Source organism: Streptomyces sp. NPDC023723, assembly GCF_040639815.1.
Taxonomy (GTDB): domain Bacteria; phylum Actinomycetota; class Actinomycetes; order Streptomycetales; family Streptomycetaceae; genus Streptomyces.
In genome coordinates this window covers 425,726-442,867 of the sequence record NZ_JBFAAP010000002.1, presented here as the reverse complement: position 1 = coordinate 442,867, position 17,142 = coordinate 425,726, and the positions used below count along the sequence as shown (strand labels likewise).

Annotated in this window: 11 protein-coding genes; 4 read left to right on the top strand and 7 right to left on the bottom strand. The window is 72.3% G+C overall.

The annotated features are described in order from the left end of the window. Positions 1-2 precede the first annotated feature (2 nt). On the bottom strand, positions 3-5,474 hold the full coding sequence (gene fxsT, locus AB0G32_RS04860) for an FxSxx-COOH system tetratricopeptide repeat protein (protein ID WP_361158113.1): 5,472 nt from the start codon (positions 5,472-5,474) through the stop codon (positions 3-5). A gap of 117 nt (positions 5,475-5,591) precedes the next feature. Further along, positions 5,592-7,355: an arginine--tRNA ligase gene (argS, locus tag AB0G32_RS04855; protein WP_361158110.1), complete on the bottom strand. Its 1,764-nt coding sequence runs from the start codon at positions 7,353-7,355 to the stop codon at positions 5,592-5,594. Between the two features lie 128 nt (positions 7,356-7,483). On the opposite strand from argS, the gene lysS reads away from it, so the two are divergent. Then, complete coding sequence (gene lysS / locus AB0G32_RS04850) at positions 7,484-9,226, top strand: lysine--tRNA ligase (RefSeq protein ID WP_361158107.1); 1,743 nt, start codon at positions 7,484-7,486, stop codon at positions 9,224-9,226. A 163-nt stretch (positions 9,227-9,389) separates the two neighbouring features. On the opposite strand, the gene AB0G32_RS04845 is transcribed toward lysS, so the two are convergent. The 3 genes from AB0G32_RS04845 to AB0G32_RS04835 form a co-directional block, all read right to left on the bottom strand. Continuing rightward, positions 9,390-10,676 carry a DUF2637 domain-containing protein gene (locus AB0G32_RS04845; protein ID WP_361158104.1) on the bottom strand — a complete coding sequence of 429 codons (1,287 nt, stop codon included), beginning with the start codon at positions 10,674-10,676 and terminating at the stop codon, positions 9,390-9,392. 138 nt (positions 10,677-10,814) lie between these two features. Beyond that, positions 10,815-11,693, bottom strand: a complete 879-nt coding sequence (locus AB0G32_RS04840; protein ID WP_361158102.1) for a DUF3558 family protein — start codon at positions 11,691-11,693, stop codon at positions 10,815-10,817. A 113-nt stretch (positions 11,694-11,806) separates the two neighbouring features. Beyond that, positions 11,807-12,652, bottom strand: a complete 846-nt coding sequence (locus tag AB0G32_RS04835; RefSeq protein WP_361158100.1) for a DUF3558 domain-containing protein — start codon at positions 12,650-12,652, stop codon at positions 11,807-11,809. 205 nt (positions 12,653-12,857) lie between these two features. Here AB0G32_RS04835 and AB0G32_RS04830 point away from each other — a divergent pair, with 205 nt between their 5' ends. Then, a complete protein-coding gene (locus AB0G32_RS04830) occupies positions 12,858-14,051 on the top strand; it encodes an RtcB family protein (RefSeq protein WP_361158097.1) in 1,194 nt (397 codons plus the stop codon). 13 nt (positions 14,052-14,064) lie between these two features. Here the strand turns inward: AB0G32_RS04830 and AB0G32_RS04825 are convergent, their stop codons facing one another. Both AB0G32_RS04825 and AB0G32_RS04820 read right to left on the bottom strand, forming a co-directional pair. Then, entirely contained in the window at positions 14,065-14,835 is a 771-nt protein-coding gene (locus AB0G32_RS04825) for an SDR family NAD(P)-dependent oxidoreductase (RefSeq protein ID WP_361158094.1), read from the bottom strand. A 67-nt stretch (positions 14,836-14,902) separates the two neighbouring features. After that, entirely contained in the window at positions 14,903-15,238 is a 336-nt protein-coding gene (locus AB0G32_RS04820) for a YnfA family protein (protein ID WP_361158253.1), read from the bottom strand. A gap of 147 nt (positions 15,239-15,385) precedes the next feature. Here AB0G32_RS04820 and AB0G32_RS04815 point away from each other — a divergent pair, with 147 nt between their 5' ends. Continuing rightward, complete coding sequence (locus tag AB0G32_RS04815; protein ID WP_361158091.1) at positions 15,386-16,474, top strand: LLM class flavin-dependent oxidoreductase; 1,089 nt, start codon at positions 15,386-15,388, stop codon at positions 16,472-16,474. Further along, positions 16,471-17,100, top strand: a complete 630-nt coding sequence (locus tag AB0G32_RS04810) for a CE1759 family FMN reductase (protein ID WP_361158088.1) — start codon at positions 16,471-16,473, stop codon at positions 17,098-17,100. Before AB0G32_RS04815 ends, AB0G32_RS04810 begins: the two co-directional genes overlap by 4 nt. Positions 17,101-17,142 lie beyond the last annotated feature (42 nt).

Genomic DNA, 17,142 nt, shown 5'->3' with positions numbered 1-17,142 from the left:
GGTCAGTCCTTCCTGGAACCGGGTACGTGGACCACGGTCCGCAGCTCCTGGAGCACCAGTCCCGACGTGTGGTCGTGAAGGGTGAAGTGGACGTCGTGGGCGCCCGGCGCGGCGGCGGTGAAGGTGAACCGCGGGGGAGTGCCGTCGCCGTCGTACTCCGCCGTGGCCGGCCGGACGACCGGTGCCCTGGGACAGGCGACGGCCACCATCAGCCGCGGCGGGGGCACGTACGAGCCCTCCTCGCGGTCCAGCCGCAGTTCCACGGTGACCGGCCGTCCCACCGCCACGTCGTCGGTCAGCAGGGTCAGCCTGGCCCGCCAGGCCGGCCGCGCGGTGCGCAGCCGCCAGCGCAGCCTCCTGGTGTCGGGGTGGTCCGGGCCGAAGGTCCGTTCCCAGCGGGTGAGCAGGTCCTCGGTGGCCGGGGCGGCCTGCGGGCGACCGGCCTCCAGCGCGGTGAGGGCCAGCGCGACCAGGCTCTCCAGGGTGTCCGGGTGGTCCGGTCCGAACAGCCGGGCGCGCGCCGCGTGCACGGCCGCCAGCAGGGCCACCGCGGTGGCGGGGTCACCGGCGTCGCAGACGGCGTGGGCGAGGACGGTCGCGAGGGTGGGCAGGCCTTCGCCCAAGCGGTTGGCGAACCGCTCCACGACCAGGCCCAGATGCAGGAGCTCCTCGTCCTCCGCTGCCGCCGGGCCGTCCGCCGGTACCGGCGCGTCCTCGCGGGCCGCCGCCCGGGTGTGGGCGGCGACGACCTCCTCGACCGTCTCGGGGTGGGACGGGGCGTCGAGCAGCCGGGCCTGGCGGCGCAGCAGGTCGAGGACGACCGCCAGGGCCCGCTCGGGCTGGTCCGCCTGGGCCAGCGCGTGCGCCAGCGCGGGGAGGGTGCGCACGGTGCGCCAGTGGTCCGCTCCGAAGAGCCGGGTGGCGTCGTCGACCAGCTCGCGCGCCCGGCCCACCGCGTCCTGGACCGGGCCGGTGTCCGCCATCAGCCAGGCCAGGCTGCCGCGGACCCCGAAGGTCCGCTTGTGTTCCTCGGGAAGGACCGACTGGCAGCTCTTCAGCAGTTCCTCGAAGACGGTGGCGGCGCGGTGTGTGTCGCCCGCGAGCCAATGGGCGTACGCCAGGCGGTTGCGGAAGCCGAGCGCCTGCGGGTGGAGCGGGCCCTGTATCCGGTCGCAGTCCTCGACCAGCTGGGCCAGGTCCCGGGCGGCCCGCTGTCGGTCCCCGGCCCGGCACCGGACCAAGGCGAGGTGACCGCGCGCGGCCAGGGTCGAGGAGTGTTCGGGGCCGTGCACCCGGTGACGGTGGTCGGCGAGCGCGGTGTGCAGGGAGACCGCGAGCGCGAGGTCCCCGGCCTCCTCGTGGGCGATGGCCAGTTGCTCACGCGCGTCGAGTGTCTTCGGATGGTCCGGGCCCAGCACCCGGGTGCGGTCCGTGACCAGACGCGTGGCGGCCGCGGCGAACCGCGCGGAGGTGGACTGTCCCCACCAGGACCAGACGACGGCATCACGCAGGCCCAGGGTGTCGGGGTGGTCGGGGCCCAGTTCCCGTTCGTGGTCGTGCAGCAGACCGGCCAGGTCCCGCCGGGTCCCGGCGCGGTCCCCGGACCAGGCCCGCCGCCGGGCCAGTACGGTGCGCTCCCGGAAGGCCTTCGGGCTGCCCGCGCCCTCGATCCGGGTGAGGTCGTCCACGAGGTCGCCGCTGAGGACGACCGCCCGACGGTATTCGTCCCGCGCGGCGAAGGCACCGGCCAGCAGGGACCGGGCGGCGAGCGTCGCTTCGTGGTCGGGCCCCTGGCACTCCGTCCGGTCGGCCACCAGGGCCTCGCACTCGGTGATCGACCGCCGGTGCCGGCCGGACTGCGTCCACGCGTGCGCCAGCCATGTACGCGCGTTCAGGGTCGAGACGTGGTCGCGGCCGCGGCGCCGGGTGAAGTCCGCGACCAGCGCCTCGCCGAGTTCGGCGGCGCGCAGGTACTCGCCCGCCGCACAGTGGCCGCGCACGATGTCCAACCGGGCGTCGAGCGCCCGCGGGTGGCCGGGGCCGCGCGTCTCCAGCCAGGCGCCGAGCACGGCCTCCAGCGCGTCGAGCGACCGCTGGTGCTGTCCCGCGGCCCTGCGCACCAGGGCCAGGTCCCGGCGCGAGCGCAGGGTGCGCGGATGATCCGCGCCCCACACCCGGGTCCACACCCGAACCGCCTCCTCGTACCGGGTGACGGCATCCTCGTGCCGCGCGGCGCCGGAACAGGCGTCCGCCAGGTTCTCCTGGATGAGCAGCGTCTCGGGGGCGTCCGCGCCGAGCAGCCGGTCGTGGTCGGCGAGCAGTTCGGTGAAGGCGGTGATCGCGGCCTCGTGGTCGTCGGCGCCGAGCAGCGCCAGTGCCAGGCCGTTGCGCGCCGCCAGGGTGTCGCGGGCGTCGGCGCCCAGGGCCCGGGCGCGGTCCTCGACCAGTTCCCGGTAGGCGGCGATCGCGGACCGGTAGTGGCCGGCCGAGCGGAAGACCCAGGCCCGCTGGGCGCGGGTGTGCAGGGTGTCCGGGTGGCGGGGGCCCTGGAGGCGGGCGCGGTCGGCGATGAGCGTGTCCAGCTCCGTCCCCGCCGGGCCGTACTCACCGGCCGCCCGGAGGGCGTTGGCCCGCCACTCCCGGATGTTCAGCGTCCTCGTGTGGTCCGGGCCGTGCACCCGTTGGTGGTCCTGGACGAGCGTGCTGTAGAGCCGCAGGGAACGCGTGTACGACTCCTCGTCCGCGAAGGTCTGGGCGAGACTGTGCCGGACCTGCAGGACCCGCGGATGGTCCGGTGCCAGCGACCGCCGCACATCGATGAGCAGTTCTTCCAGCTCCGCGACCGCGCGGGGGTGGTCGCCCGACCACTGCCGGGTCCTGGCCAGGCTCTCGCGAAGCGAGAACACGTGCGGGTGGTCGGCCCCCAGCACCCGGACCCGGTCCCGTAGCACCGCCGCGAACACGTCGATCGCGGCGGTGTAGTCGGCGGCGGCCCGATGGGCGAAGCCCTGGTTGACGCGGGCCGTGAGGGTCTCTGGGTGGTCGGGGCCCTGGGTGCGGGTGCGGTCGGCGACCAGCTCCTCGCGTTCGTGGACGGAACGCCGGTGGTCCCCGGCCAGTTGCCGGGTGAACGCGAGTGCACCCCTGGCCCGCAGGGTGTCCGGGTGGTACGGCCCTCTGACCCGGGCCAGATCGGCGACCACCGCCTCGTAGCCCGTGATCGCCCGGGCGTACTCACCGCGGTACCGGTCGATCTGCGCGATGTCGTCGCGGTAGTTCAGCGTGGCGGGGTGATCCGGGCCCTGGACGCGGGCGCTGTCCGACGCGAGCGACTCGAACTCGGGCAGGGCCGCGTCCGGTCCCTCGGCCCTGGACAACTCGTACGCCATGTCCTGGCGGCTGCGCAGGGTGTCCGGGTGGTCGGCGCCCTGGACTCGCCGGCGGTCGGCGACCACCTCCCGGTACAGGGCGAGGGCCCGGTGCGGATCGCCCGCGGCCGTGTGGGCGGCGGCCAGCCAGCCTCGGCTGGTCAGGGTGTCGGGATGGTCCGGCCCGCGCACCCGCCGCCGGTCCGCCACCGCCTGCGCGTACATCCGCAGCGCGGTGCGGTGGTCACCGGCCACCTGGTAGGCGTAGGCCAGGTTGGTCCGGCTGGCCAGCGTGTCGGGGTCGTCCTCGCCGAGCAGCCGCTTCCGGTCACCGACGACCGCCTCGAACTCCGCGACGGCGGCCTGGTAGCGGCCGGCCGTCTGCAACGCGTAGGCCAGTTTGTCGCGGGCGGTCAGCGTGTCCGGATGCTCGTCGCCCTGCTCGCGGCGCCGGTCGGCGACCACGGCGGTCAGCTCGTCGACCGCCCGCACGACCTCGCCCGCCTTGCGGTACGCGTACGCCAGCCGCTCCCGGGCGGTGAGGGTCTGTGCCGCGTACGGGCCGTTGCGCTGCCGGCGGTCGAGGTAGACGTCGTGGCACAGCCGGACCGCGCGTGCCGGGTCGCCGGCCTTCGCGTGCAGTTCCGCCAACTGGTCGCGGTCCTGGAGGGCGGCTTCGTCGTCGACGCCGGTCAGCCGCACGCTCGCGTCGACGGCCTGCGTCATCAGCGGGATCGCCAGGACGTGCTGCTCCCGGGCGCCGAGTTCGGCGGCGCCGCGGCGGTACATCTCGGCCACCTCGGCGCTGGGTTCGTCGGCCGGGCCGGTCTCCGCCAGCGCCTGGACGTGCAGCAGGAGGTGCCGGACCGGTCCGGGCGGGGCGAGCGACACTTCGGCGGCGAGCGCGCGTTCGGCGCGGTCCCGGGCCTCGGGCACCTCGGCCGGACCGGTGTGCCGCAGGGTCTGCTGGACCAGGCGGTGCAGGGTGAGCCCGTCGGGGCCAGAGGTGACCAGGTGGTAGTTGCGCAGGGCCGCCAGCGCCTGCTCGGTCTCGTGCGGGGCGTGCGGAAGGTGCCGCAGCACCTCGCGCGGCAGCGCCTCGGGCGCGTACCAGGCCAGGGTGTGCAGGAGCGGTACCGCGACCGGGTGGGTGCGGCGGATCGAGTCCAGGCTGGTCCGCCAGATCCGCGCGATGGTGCGGCTCGAACGGCCGCCACCGTCCTCCAGCACCGCGTCCGGTACCCGGGCCAGCTTCGCCCGGTACGCGGCGAATCCGATCCCGGTCTCGCGGATGTGGGCCCCGGCCTGGGTGAGCGCCAGCGGCAGGTGGCCCAGCTCCTCGGTGAGCCGCGCCGCCTGTTCCTGGTCCGCGGCGGCGAGGCCGTCGTCGCGGCCGGCCGTCGTGCACAGCAGCCGGACGGCCTCCTGTTGCGCGAGTACGTCGAGACTGATCAGGCGGGCCCCTTGGGACCAGCCGGTACGGCACCGGCTGGTGACCAGCTGGTGCCCGCACCCCAGCAGGCGGCCGAGGAAGGGGGTCAGGTCCTGGGGCCGCTCCACGTTGTCGTAGACCAGCAGCCAGTCGGTGTGGGCCTCCAGCCAGCTCAGCGCCCACTCCGTGCGCTCCTTGGCGCCGGCATCGCGGGCCCACGACGGATGCAGCCGCAGGGCCAGTTCACCCAGCCCGGAGGCGATCCGCTCCTCGCTCTCGGCGGTGATCCACCAGATCAGCCGGTACCGGTCCCGCCGGTCGCAGGCGTACCGCAGCGCCAGGGCGGTCTTGCCGATGCCGCCGAGGCCGCTGACCGCGGTGGCGGCGGTCTGGGTGACCACCGAGCCGCCGGACGACAGGGAGTCGTGCAGCCGGTCCAGGTCGCCGACGCGGCCGATGAAAGGCTGCGGTGGCAGCGGGGGCAGGTTGTCCAGGCGGGCGGGGGCACGGACCCCGCGGGCCGACTGCTTGGCGTCCGGGGCCAGCACCGTGGTGTGCTTCTCGGCATGCGGGTCGCCACCCCGGGGCAGACGGTCGGCGTCCTGTTCTGGCACGGCGGGGCCACTCTGCAGGACGGCGGCCCCCGCGGCCCGCGACTCCTCGGTGATGATCACGACTCCCCCGTGTGCCGGTCATCCTCGCCGTACGGCGGCTGCCCCGCCCATGACGGCAGGGCAGTCAACTGTACTCAGCGGCAACGGAGTTGTCAGCGAGTCGGGACCGTCGCGGGGTCAGAGCCGCTCGGGTGTCCGGATGCCCAGCAGGGCCATCCCCCGGTGCAGGGTGCGGGCCGTGAGGTCGCACAGGAACAGGCGGTTCTCCACCTGGGCCGGCGTCTCGGCCTTCAGGACCGGGCACTTGTCGTAGAAAGACGTGTAGAGCGAGGCGAGCTGGAACAGGTAGGCGGCCAGCTTGTGCGGGGCGTACTCCGCAGCCGCCTCCGCGACCGTCTCCGCGAACGCGTCCAGGTGCAGGCCCAGGGCGCGCTCGGCCTCGTGCAGCGGCAGCTCCGGGTGGGCCACCGGGCCGGTCCCGTCGGCCTTGCGCAGGATGGAGCGGATGCGGGCGTAGGCGTACTGGAGGTAGACGGACGTGTCGCCGTGCAGCGAGACCATCTGGTCCAGGTCGAACTTGTAGTCCCGGTTCGCCGACGTCGACAGGTCCGCGTACTTCACCGCGCCGACACCCACCTGGGTGCCGCGCTCGGTGATCTCCGCCTCGGACAGGTCCTGGGCCTTCTCCCGTACGACGGCCGAGGCGCGGTCGATGGCCTCGTCGAGGAGGTCGACCAGGCGGACCGTCTCGCCCGCCCGCGTCTTGAACGGCTTGCCGTCCTTGCCCAGCACCGTGCCGAAGGCCAGCTGGACGGCCTTGACGTCGTCGCTGAGCCAGCCGGCCCGGCGGGCGGTCTCGAAGACCATCTTGAAGTGCAGCGACTGGCGGGCGTCGACGACGTAGAGGAGGGTGTCCGCCTTCAGGTCGAAGACCCGGTTGCGGATCGCGGAGAGGTCGGTGGCCGCGTAGCCGTAGCCGCCGTCCGACTTCTGCACGATCAGCGGGACCTGGTTGCCGTCCGGGCCCAAGATGTCCTCGAAGAAGACGCACAGGGCGCCCTCGGAGCGGACGGCGACCCCCGACTCCTCCAGCAGGCGGCAGGTCTCGGCGAGCATGTCGTTGTAGCCGGACTCGCCGACGATGTCGGCGTCCCGGATCTCCATGTCCAGCTTCTCGAAGACCGAGAAGAAGTAGATCTTCGACTCGTCCACGAACTTCTGCCACACGGCGAGCGTGTGCTCGTCCCCGGCCTGGAGGTCGACCACCCGGCGCCGGGCCCGCGTCTTGAACTCCTCGTCGGAGTCGAAGAGCCGGCGCGCGGCCTTGTAGAGGCGGTCCAGGTTGGACATCGCCTCCTCGCCGCTGATCCGGGCGTCCTTGTGGTCCAGCTCGTGCGGGTGCTCGTCCAGGTACTGGATGAGCATGCCGAACTGGGTGCCCCAGTCGCCGATGTGGTGCCGGCGCACCACGGTCTCGCCGGTGAACTCCAGGAGCTGCCGGACCGCGTCGCCGATCACCGCGGAACGGAGGTGGCCGACGTGCATCTCCTTCGCCACGTTCGGCTGGGCGTAGTCGATGACCGTGGTGCCCGGCTCGGCGGCGAGCGGCACGCCCAGCCGGCCGGTGTCGTCCGCGTACCGCGCGGCGAGGGTTTCGGTGATCGCCCGGTCGCCGATGGTGATGTTGAGGAAGCCGGGGCCGGAGACCTCGACGTCCGCGATCAGATCACCGGTGGTGACGTGCGCGACCACCTCGGCGGCCAGCTCGCGCGGGTTCGCCTTGGCCTTCTTGGCCAGCGCCAGGATGCCGTTGGCCTGGTAGTCCGCCCGGTCGCTTCGTCGCAGCAGCGGGTCCGCGCCGGCCGCCTCCGGCCGGGTGGCCGACAGGGCGGACGCGAGGTGCTGGTGGACGGAGTCGCTGAGGGACGTGACCGGGGCCATAGGAAAGGGTGCCGTTCTCCTCGTGGGGATCGATAGACCCATCCAGTCTCTCACGGGGGGTAAAGCTGTTTTCTCCGGCGGGACGCGGTCTGTGAGAATGGGCTGTCACCCTGTTCAGAAAGAAGGACGTGCCGATCGTGGCTCAGAGCACAGAGACCGCCGACTGGGTCTCCCGTTTCGCGGACGAGGTCATCGCCGAATCGGAGCGACGTGCCCCGGGCAAACGCGTGGTGGTCGCTTCCGGACTGTCCCCCTCCGGCCCCATCCACCTGGGCAACCTGCGCGAGGTCATGACCCCGCACCTGGTCGCCGACGAGATCCGGCGCCGCGGCCACGAGGTGCGGCACCTGATCTCCTGGGACGACTACGACCGCTACCGCAAGGTGCCCAACGGCGTCCCCGGCGTCGACGAGACCTGGGCCGAGCACATCGGCAAGCCGCTCACCTCCGTCCCGGCCCCGACGGGCTCGGCGCACCCGAACTGGGCCGAGCACTTCAAGGCGGCGATGACCGAGGCGCTCGGCGAGCTGGGCGTGGAGTTCGACGGCATCAGCCAGACCGCGCAGTACACCTCCGGTGTCTACCGCGAGCAGATCCTGCACGCCATGCGGCACCGGGGCGACATCGACGCGATCCTCGCCCAGTACCGCACCAAGGCCAAGCCCGGCAAGAAGCCGCAGCAGAAGGCGGTCGACGCCGCCGAGCTGGAGGCCGAGGAGGGCTCCGGCGCGGCGGCCGAGGACGACGGCAGCGCCGGCTCCGCCGGGTACTTCCCGTACAAGCCGTACTGCGGCAACTGCGAGAAGGACCTGACCACGGTCACCGCCTACGACGACGACTCGACCGAGCTGACGTACGCCTGCACGGCGTGCGGCTTCTCGGAGACGGTCCGGCTGAGCGAGTTCAACCGCGGCAAGCTGGTCTGGAAGGTCGACTGGCCGATGCGCTGGGCGTACGAGGGCGTCGTCTTCGAGCCCAGCGGCGTCGACCACTCGTCCCCGGGGTCCTCGTTCCAGGTCGGCGGGCAGATCGTCGGGATCTTCGGCGGCGAGCAGCCGATCGGCCCGATGTACGCGTTCGTGGGCATCAGCGGCATGGCGAAGATGTCGTCGTCCAAGGGCGGGGTGCCCACTCCGGCCGACGCGTTGCAGATCATGGAGCCGCAGCTGCTGCGCTGGCTGTACGCCCGCCGCAGGCCCAACCAGTCCTTCAAGATCGCCTTCGACCAGGAGATCCAGCGGCTCTACGACGAGTGGGACCGGCTGGACGCCAAGGTCGCCGAGGGTACGGCGCTGCCCGCCGACATCGCCGCGCACTCCCGTGCGGTGCGCACGGCCGCCGGGGACCTGCCGCGCACCCCGCGTCCGCTGCCGTACCGCACGCTGGCCTCGGTCGCCGACATCACCGCCGGCCACGCCGACCAGGCGCTGCGCATCCTCAGCGAGCTGGACCCGGCCAACCCGCTCGGATCGCTGGACGAGGCCCGGCCCCGGTACGACAAGGCCGAGGCGTGGATCAACACCCACGTGCCGGCCGACCAGCGCACCATCGTGCGCGAACAGCCGGACACCGAGCTGCTGGCCTCCCTCGACGAGGCGTCCGCGCGGTCGGTACGGCTGCTGCTCGACGGGCTCGCCGACCACTGGTCCCTGGACGGGCTCAGCCACCTCGTCTACGGCGTGCCCAAGGTCCAGGCCGGCTTCTCCGCCGACGCCACGCCCAAGGACCTCCCGCCGGAGATCAAGACCGCCCAGCGGACCTTCTTCGCCCTGCTCTACCGCCTCCTGGTCAGCCGCGACACCGGGCCCCGGCTGCCGACGCTGCTGCTCGCGGTGGGGCAGGAGCGGGTGCGGGGGCTGCTGGGCGGGTAGCGCTTCGCGTGCGCCGAGGAGACAGGTGAGAGGGGGTGCCCGGGATGCCGGGTGCCCCTTCCTGGTTTCTCCTCCACTCGGTCACCGGCTCTGGTTCCCGTTCCGGGAGATTGACGGGCCGTCGGGTGTGTTGGCCGGGTCATGGCTCAGGGACCGGCCGGGGTTACGCGATGTGGTCCTCTTCCAGTTCCGCGTTGTAGCGGTTGGTGAAGCGGGCGACCATGCGTTTGGCCTCGTCCGGGGGGAGCGCGGTGCCGAACTCGGCCTCCACGTTCTCGCCGAACTCACGGGGCGTCGGATAGCCGCCGCCGGGCACCGACTTGCGGAAGACCTGGTAGTAGTCGTCCTCGTCCGGCTCGGCGGCCGGGGTGCCGCCGCCCTCGCCCAGCTCGCGGGTGCGGCCCGGCGACACCGGGATGGGGAAGCTGCCGGTCTCCTCCGGGGACGGCTCGAGCGGCGGCGGCTCCTCCTCGTACTGGTCCCGGTACTCCTCCGCCTGCTGCTGCTCCTCGTACCACTGGGCGTACTGCTCGGCCGGGTCGTACGCCGGGTCGTAGCCGCCCTGGTACTCCACCTGCCGCGGGGCCTTGAACCACGGGCTGCTCTCGTCCACCACCGGCGGCCGCTGCTGGTCCGGTCCGGGCGGTCCGAGCGGTCCGGGTGGTCCGGCGAGCTGGCGGCGCTGTTCGGCGGCCGGGGCCGGCTGCACCGCCTGGGACTGCGACTGGGACTGCGACTGCGACTGCGGGGACTGCTGCTGCGGGGGTGCCGGGGGCAGCAGGGCCGGTTCGATGCCCGCCGCGGCCAGGCCCGAGGGGGCCGTCTCCGCCAGCGGGACGCCGTACCGCGCGAGGCGCAGGGGCATCAGGGACTCGACCGGGGCCTTGCGGCGCCAGGCGCGGCCGAAGCGGGAGCGGAGCCGGGCCTGGTAGACCAGGCGTTCCTGCTCCAGCTTGATGACCTGCTCGTAGGAACGCAGCTCCCACAGCTTCATGCGGCGCCACAGCAGGAAGGTGGGCAGCGGGGAGAGCAGCCAGCGGGTGAGGCGGACGCCCTCCATGTGCTTGTCGGCGGTGATGTCCGCGATCCGGCCGATCGCGTGCCGGGCGGCCTCGACGGAGACCACGAACAGGATCGGGATCACCGCGTGCATGCCGACGCCCAGCGGGTCCGGCCAGGCCGCCGCGCCGTTGAACGCGATCGTCGCCGCCGTCAGCAGCCACGCCGTCTGGCGCAGCAGCGGGAACGGTATGCGGATCCAGGTCAGCAGCAGGTCGAGGGCGAGCAGGACGCAGATGCCCGCGTCGATGCCGATCGGGAAGACGTAGCTGAACTTCCCGAAGCCCTTCTGCATGGCCAGGTCGAGGACGGCGGCGTAGGAGCCGGCGAAACCGATGCCCGCGATGACGACCGCACCGGAGACGACGACTCCGATGAGAACGCGATGCATCCGTGTCAGCTGAAGTGGCCCGGCCACCCGTACTCCCCTCCCAGTGCCTGTTGTTGCGCGCTACAGAGTGGCACATGTGTGCGGGAGGGCGGGTGGCCGGTGGGAGAAGGGCGGTTTGTCGGGTCTCCGTCAGCTCCGTCAGCTCTTGTGCGACGTCGTCTTCGCCGTCTTGGACGACTTCGCGGTCGAGGTGCTCTTGTCGTCCGGGGCGTCGCTCGACTTCGAGGACGAGGAGGAGGACGAGGAGGACGGGCTCGCCGAGGTGTCGGCGCCGTTGGCGGCCGACACCGCGGCCACCGCCTCCTTGGCCGCCCGCTTCGCGTCCGTCACCAGGCCCTTGGCGTCCGGGGACGCGTCGCCGGCCAGGCCGGCCCCGTTGTAGTCGATGGTGACGACGACGTTCTCGACGCGGGCGACGGCGGTCTGCTGCTTGAAGGTGCCTTCCTTCTTCTTCAGCTGGTACTGCACGAGCTGCGCCTCGTCGCCCGCGCCCGCGAACGGGTCCACCTGCGCGCTCTTCGCGCCGTCCGTGGCCTGCGCGTCCTTGAGCTGCTTGACGAGGTAGTCGTGCGCCAGGTCGTCGCCCTCGCCGCGCGCGGTGTCGGACTCGAAGCGCAGCAGCGAGACGTTCAGCCAGCGGAACTGCGAGCCCTTGACACCGTTGCTCTCCAGGCTGTCCCAGGAGCAACTGCCGCGCGTCGCGGTGTCGGAGGACGAGCCCTCCTTGCCGGACTTGGCCTTCGGCACCAGTTCCTTCAGCGTCTTCTTCGCCAGCACGTCGCACGGCTCCGGCAGCTTCCCGTACGCCGCCGCCTGCACCGTCGGGGACGGGCTCGCGGTCGCCGACGCGGAGGCCGAGGCGCTGTCCCCGGTCTTGGATTCGCCCTCGTCGGAGCCGGAGTCGGAGGAGCAGCCCGCGGCGAACACGATCACGGGGAGGACGGCCGCGCCGACAAGGACACGGCTCGGACGCTTCGCCTGTCGGGCACGCTGGTCTCGCTGCACTCGTCGCTGCATGGTTCCTTCACTCAGGTCTGGGACGGTCCGGTGGGCCACCGTACGCGGTGCGGAAACCGCGCGTTCCCTCTTCGGAAGCTTCACAAACGCGCGCGGCCGGCGCCGAACAGGCGTCAGCCGCCGAGCGAATCGGCCAGCCGGGCGGCCAGTTTCCGGGCCTTGTCCTGCATTTCCTTGCTGTCCGGCTCGACCCCGACCACGGCCGGCTGCTCCGCGTACTCGATGGTCACGATGACGTTGGACGTGCGGAACGCCACAGTCACCGTGCGCCGCTGCGCGGTCGAACCCGAGCTGCTCAGCTCGTCGTCGAGGAACGCCTCGTCGCCCAGTCCGTCCAGCAGCCGGGGCTGGAGATCGGTGGGGGTGGCGTCGGAGGATGCGTCGGCGGAGCCGTCCGAGGAGGCGTCGGCGGAGTCGGAGGCCGAGGAGGTGGCGGTGGTGGAGGGGGACGCGGAGGACGACGCGGAGGGGGAGGTGCTCTCCGGGGCCGACCGGGTCTCGGTCGCGGTCGGTTCGGGCAGGTCCGCGGCCTCCTCCTTGGTCGCGAACAGCTCCTCGGCCTGGCTGTCGTCGCTGACCGCGTTGTCGTAGGAGACCACGCGCTCGAAGTCGACGAGCAGATGGTCCGTGGCGGTCGCCGAGTCGACCTTCCAGCCGCAGCCGACCTTGCGGTCGTTGTCGTAGGTGATCGTCGCCTCGCCCTCGTACGCCTTCGCGCGCTGGTCCTCGTCGGTGAGCTGCCGGATGCCGGGCAGCAGGGAGTCGAGGGACTCCTCGCCGACCGCCGAGCAGGGTTCCGGGAGGGTGCGGTACTTGCCGGGCTGGGCCGCGGCCGAGGTGGCGCCGGAGCCGCCGGGGTTGGAGTCGTCGGTCGTACCGCCGTCCGAGCCGCCGGTGCAGCCGGCCAGCAGCGCCGCGAGGAGGGCGGCGGCGCCGGATACGTACGCCTTCCGCTGCACGGTCAGGCTCCTCTCGACGGTGGGCCGGGTGATGCGGCCTTCAGTGTCCCCGCTGGTTAATCGCTTGCCGCGCGGGGGTGGGTGCTGGGGACAATGTCTATCGCACGCGCTGCCGCGGACGCCGGTCCGAGATCCCTTTCGTTGCTACTGGCTACGGTTTTTGCGCTTTCTGACTTTTGTCGTTTTTCAGGGGGATGGGGAAGTTATGTCGTACGTGGAAGTGCCGGGCGCGAAGGTGCCGATCCGGATGTGGGCCGACCCGGCGACGGTCGAGAGCGGTGCGATGCAGCAGCTCCGGAACGTCGCGACGCTGCCCTGGATCGAGGGCCTGGCCGTGATGCCGGACGTGCACTACGGCAAGGGCGCGACCGTCGGGTCGGTGATCGCCATGCGGGGCGCGGTGTGCCCGGCGGCGGTGGGGGTGGACATCGGCTGCGGGATGTCGGCGGTGCGGACCTCCCTGACCGCGAACGATCTGCCGGGGGACCTGTCCCGGCTGCGGTCGCGGATCGAGCAGGTGATCCCGGTCGGGCGGGGGATGCATGACGATCCGGTGGATCCGGGGCGGCTGCACGGGTTCGGCACGGGCGGCTGGGACGACTTCTGGGGGCGGTTCGACGGAGTGGCGGACGCGGTCAAATTCCGTCAGGAGCGGGCCGGGAAGCAGATGGGAACGCTTGGCGGCGGCAACCATTTTGTCGAGGTGTGCACGGATTCGACCGGTGCGGTCTGGCTGATGCTGCACTCCGGGTCCCGGAACATCGGCAAGGAACTGGCCGAGCACCACATCGGCATCGCCCAGCGGCTGCCGCACAACCAGGGCCTGGTCGACCGCGACCTGGCGGTGTTCGTGGCGGACACGCCGCAGATGGCGGCGTACCGCAACGATCTGTTCTGGGCGCAGGAGTACGCGAAGTACAACCGCTCGATCATGATGGCGCTGCTGAAGGACGTGATCCGGGCGGAGTTCCGGAAGGCGAAGCCGGTCTTCGAGCAGGAGATCTCGTGCCACCACAACTACGTGGCCGAGGAGCGGTACGAGGGGATGGACCTGCTGGTGACCCGCAAGGGTGCGATCCGCGCGGGCAGCGGGGACTACGGGATCATCCCGGGGTCGATGGGTACCGGGTCGTACATCGTGCAGGGGCTCGGGAACGACAAGTCCTTCAACTCGGCCTCGCACGGCGCCGGCCGGCGGATGAGCCGCAACGCGGCCAAGCGCCGGTTCTCGACCAAGGACCTGGAGGAGCAGACGCGGGGCGTGGAGTGCCGCAAGGACTCCGGTGTGGTGGACGAGATCCCGGGCGCGTACAAGCCGATCGAGCAGGTCATCGACCAGCAGCGGGACCTCGTGGCGGTGGTGGCCCGGCTGAAGCAGGTCGTGTGCGTGAAGGGCTGACGCCGGGGGCGCCTCAGCCCTCCCGGTGCACCTTGCTGTTCGACGCCTGGGCGCGGGGGCGGACGATCAGGAGGTCGATGTTGACGTGGGCGGGACGGGTGACCGCCCAGGTGATGGTGTCGGCCACGTCGTCGGCGGTCAGCGGCTCGGCCACGCCCTGGTAGACCTTGGCGGCCTTCTCCGCGTCACCGTTGAAGCGGGTCAGGGCGAACTCCTCGGTCTTGACCATGCCGGGGGCGATCTCGACGACCCGCACCGGGCGGCCGACGATCTCCAGGCGGAGTGTCTCGGCCAGCACGTGCGCGCCGTGCTTGGCGGCGACGTAGCCGGCGCCGCCCTCGTAGGTGGCGTGCCCGGCGGTGGAGGAGACGACCACGATCGTGCCGTCGCCGCTCGCCTCCAGCTTGGGCAGCAGGGCCTGGGTGAGGTTGAGGGTGCCGATGACGTTCGTCTCGTACATGCGGCGCCAGTCGTCCGGGTCGCCGGTGGCGACCGGGTCGGCGCCGAGGGCCCCGCCGGCGTTGTTGACCAGGACGCCGATCGTCTTGAACGCCGACGCGAACTCGTCGACGGCGGCGCGGTCGGTGACGTCGAGCGGGTAGGCGGTCGCCTGGTGGCCGGCGGCCCGGATCTCCTCGGCCAGCGCCTCGACGCGGTCCTTGCGGCGGGCGGTGAGGACGACGCGGTGGCCCGCGGCGGCGAGCCGGCGGGCGGTGGCGGCGCCGATGCCGCTGCTGGCTCCCGTGACGATCGCGATGGGGGGCTTGGGAGAGGCGGAGGTCATGCGGGGCTCCTCGGGCGCGGCGGGTTCTGATCAGGATAGAGGGGGCGCTGTTCCGAAGAGGTACCGGTCAGTCGCCCCTCGGGGCGTACATGATCAACGCCATGCCGGCCAGGCAGACCACCGCCCCCGCGATGTCCCAGCGGTCCGGGCGGTAGCCGTCCGCCGCCATGCCCCACAGGATCGAGCCGGCCACGAAGACGCCGCCGTACGCGGCGAGGACGCGGCCGAAGTGGGCGTCGGGCTGGAAGGTGGCGACGAATCCGTACGCGCCCAGGGCGAGCACGCCGCCCGCCGCCCACAGCCAGCCGCGCTGCTCCCGTACGCCCTGCCAGACCAGCCAGGCGCCGCCGATCTCGAACAGCGCGGCGAGGACGAACAGGGCGGCGGAGCGGACGATCAGCAGCATGCGCGCAGCTTCGCATCGGCGCACGGGCATGTCGGCATGCGGCCCCTCTGGAATGTCGGCATGCGGCGCCTCTGGAATAACGGCACGCGGCCCCTCGTTGCAAGGCTATAGTTGAACGGTCAACAACTTGGAGGTTGAGCGGCCATGCAGTTCGGCATCTTCACCGTCGGCGATGTCACCCCCGACCCGACCACCGGCCGGACGCCTACCGAGCGTGAGCGCATCAAGGCCATGGTCGCCATCGCGCTGAAGGCCGAGGAAGTCGGCCTGGACGTCTTCGCGACCGGTGAGCACCACAACCCGCCGTTCGTGCCGTCCTCGCCGACGACCATGCTCGGCTACATCGCGGCCCGCACCGAGCGGCTGATCCTCTCCACGTCCACCACGCTGATCACCACCAACGACCCGGTGAAGATCGCCGAGGACTTCGCGATGCTCCAGCACCTGGCCGACGGCCGGACGGACCTCATGATGGGGCGCGGGAACACCGGCCCGGTGTATCCGTGGTTCGGCAAGGACATCCGCGAGGGGATCAACCTGGCCGTCGAGAACTACGCCCTGCTGCACCGCCTGTGGCGCGAGGACGTGGTGACCTGGAAGGGCAAGTTCCGCACGCCGCTCCAGCAGTTCACGTCCACGCCGCGCCCGCTGGACGGGGTGCCGCCGTTCGTCTGGCACGGCTCCATCCGCTCCCCGGAGATCGCCGAGCAGGCCGCGTACTACGGCGACGGCTTCTTCCACAACAACATCTTCTGGCCGGCCGACCACACCAAGCAGATGATCGAGCTGTACCGCGACCGCTACGCCCACTACGGGCACGGCACCCCCGAGCAGGCGATCGTCGGCCTCGGCGGGCAGGTCTTCATGCGGCGGAACAGCCAGGACGCGGTGCGCGAGTTCCGGCCGTACTTCGACGTCGCCCCGGTCTACGGGCACGGGCCGTCGCTGGAGGAGTTCACCGCGCAGACCCCGCTGACCGTCGGCTCCCCGCAGCAGGTGATCGAGAAGACGCTCGCCTTCCGCGAGTACGCCGGTGACTACCAGCGTCAGCTGTTCCTGATGGACCACGCCGGGCTGCCGCTGAAGACCGTCCTGGAGCAGCTCGACCTGCTCGGCGAGGAGGTCGTGCCGGTGCTGCGCAAGGAGTTCGCCAAGGACCGGGCGGCCGAGGTGCCGGACGCGCCGACCCACGCCTCGCTGCTCGCCGCCAAGGAAAGGGTGACCTCGTCATGAAGCTCGTCGTCGTCTCCGCGGGACTGAGCGTCCCGTCCGCCACCCGGCTGCTGGGCGACCGGCTGGCCGCCGCCGCCACTGCCACCGCCGCCGCCGGGGACGCCTCGGCCGACGTCGTCCGGGTGGTCGAGCTGCGGGACCTCGCGGTGCCGATCGCGCACACCTTCACCAGCGGGTTCCCCGAGCCGGAGCTGGCCGAGGTGTTCGCGGCGGTGGCCGGGGCGGACGGGCTGATCGTGGTCACGCCGGTGTTCTCCGCCTCGTACAGCGGGCTGTTCAAGTCGTTCTTCGACGCGCTGAGCGGCGGTGAGCCCGACGCGCTGAGCGGCAAGCCGGTGCTGATCGCCGCGACCGGCGGCACCGGCCGGCACTCCCTGGTCCTCGACCACGCGCTGCGGCCGCTCTTCGCCCACCTGAAGGCGGTCGTCGTCCCGACCGGGGTGTACGCCGCCGCCGAGGACTGGGGCGCCGAGGGGCTGGACGCGCGGATCGAGCGGGCGGGGGGTGAGCTGGCGGCGCTGGTGAGCGGGCTGGCGGCCGCCGCCCGGCCGCGGTCCGGGCGGGACTCGTTCGAGGAGGTCCTGCCGTTCGAGCAGCGGCTCGCCGCACTGCGGGCGGCCGAGTGAGGAAGCGGTAAGAAGCGAGGTCACCGGGGCTCATGCCCCGGT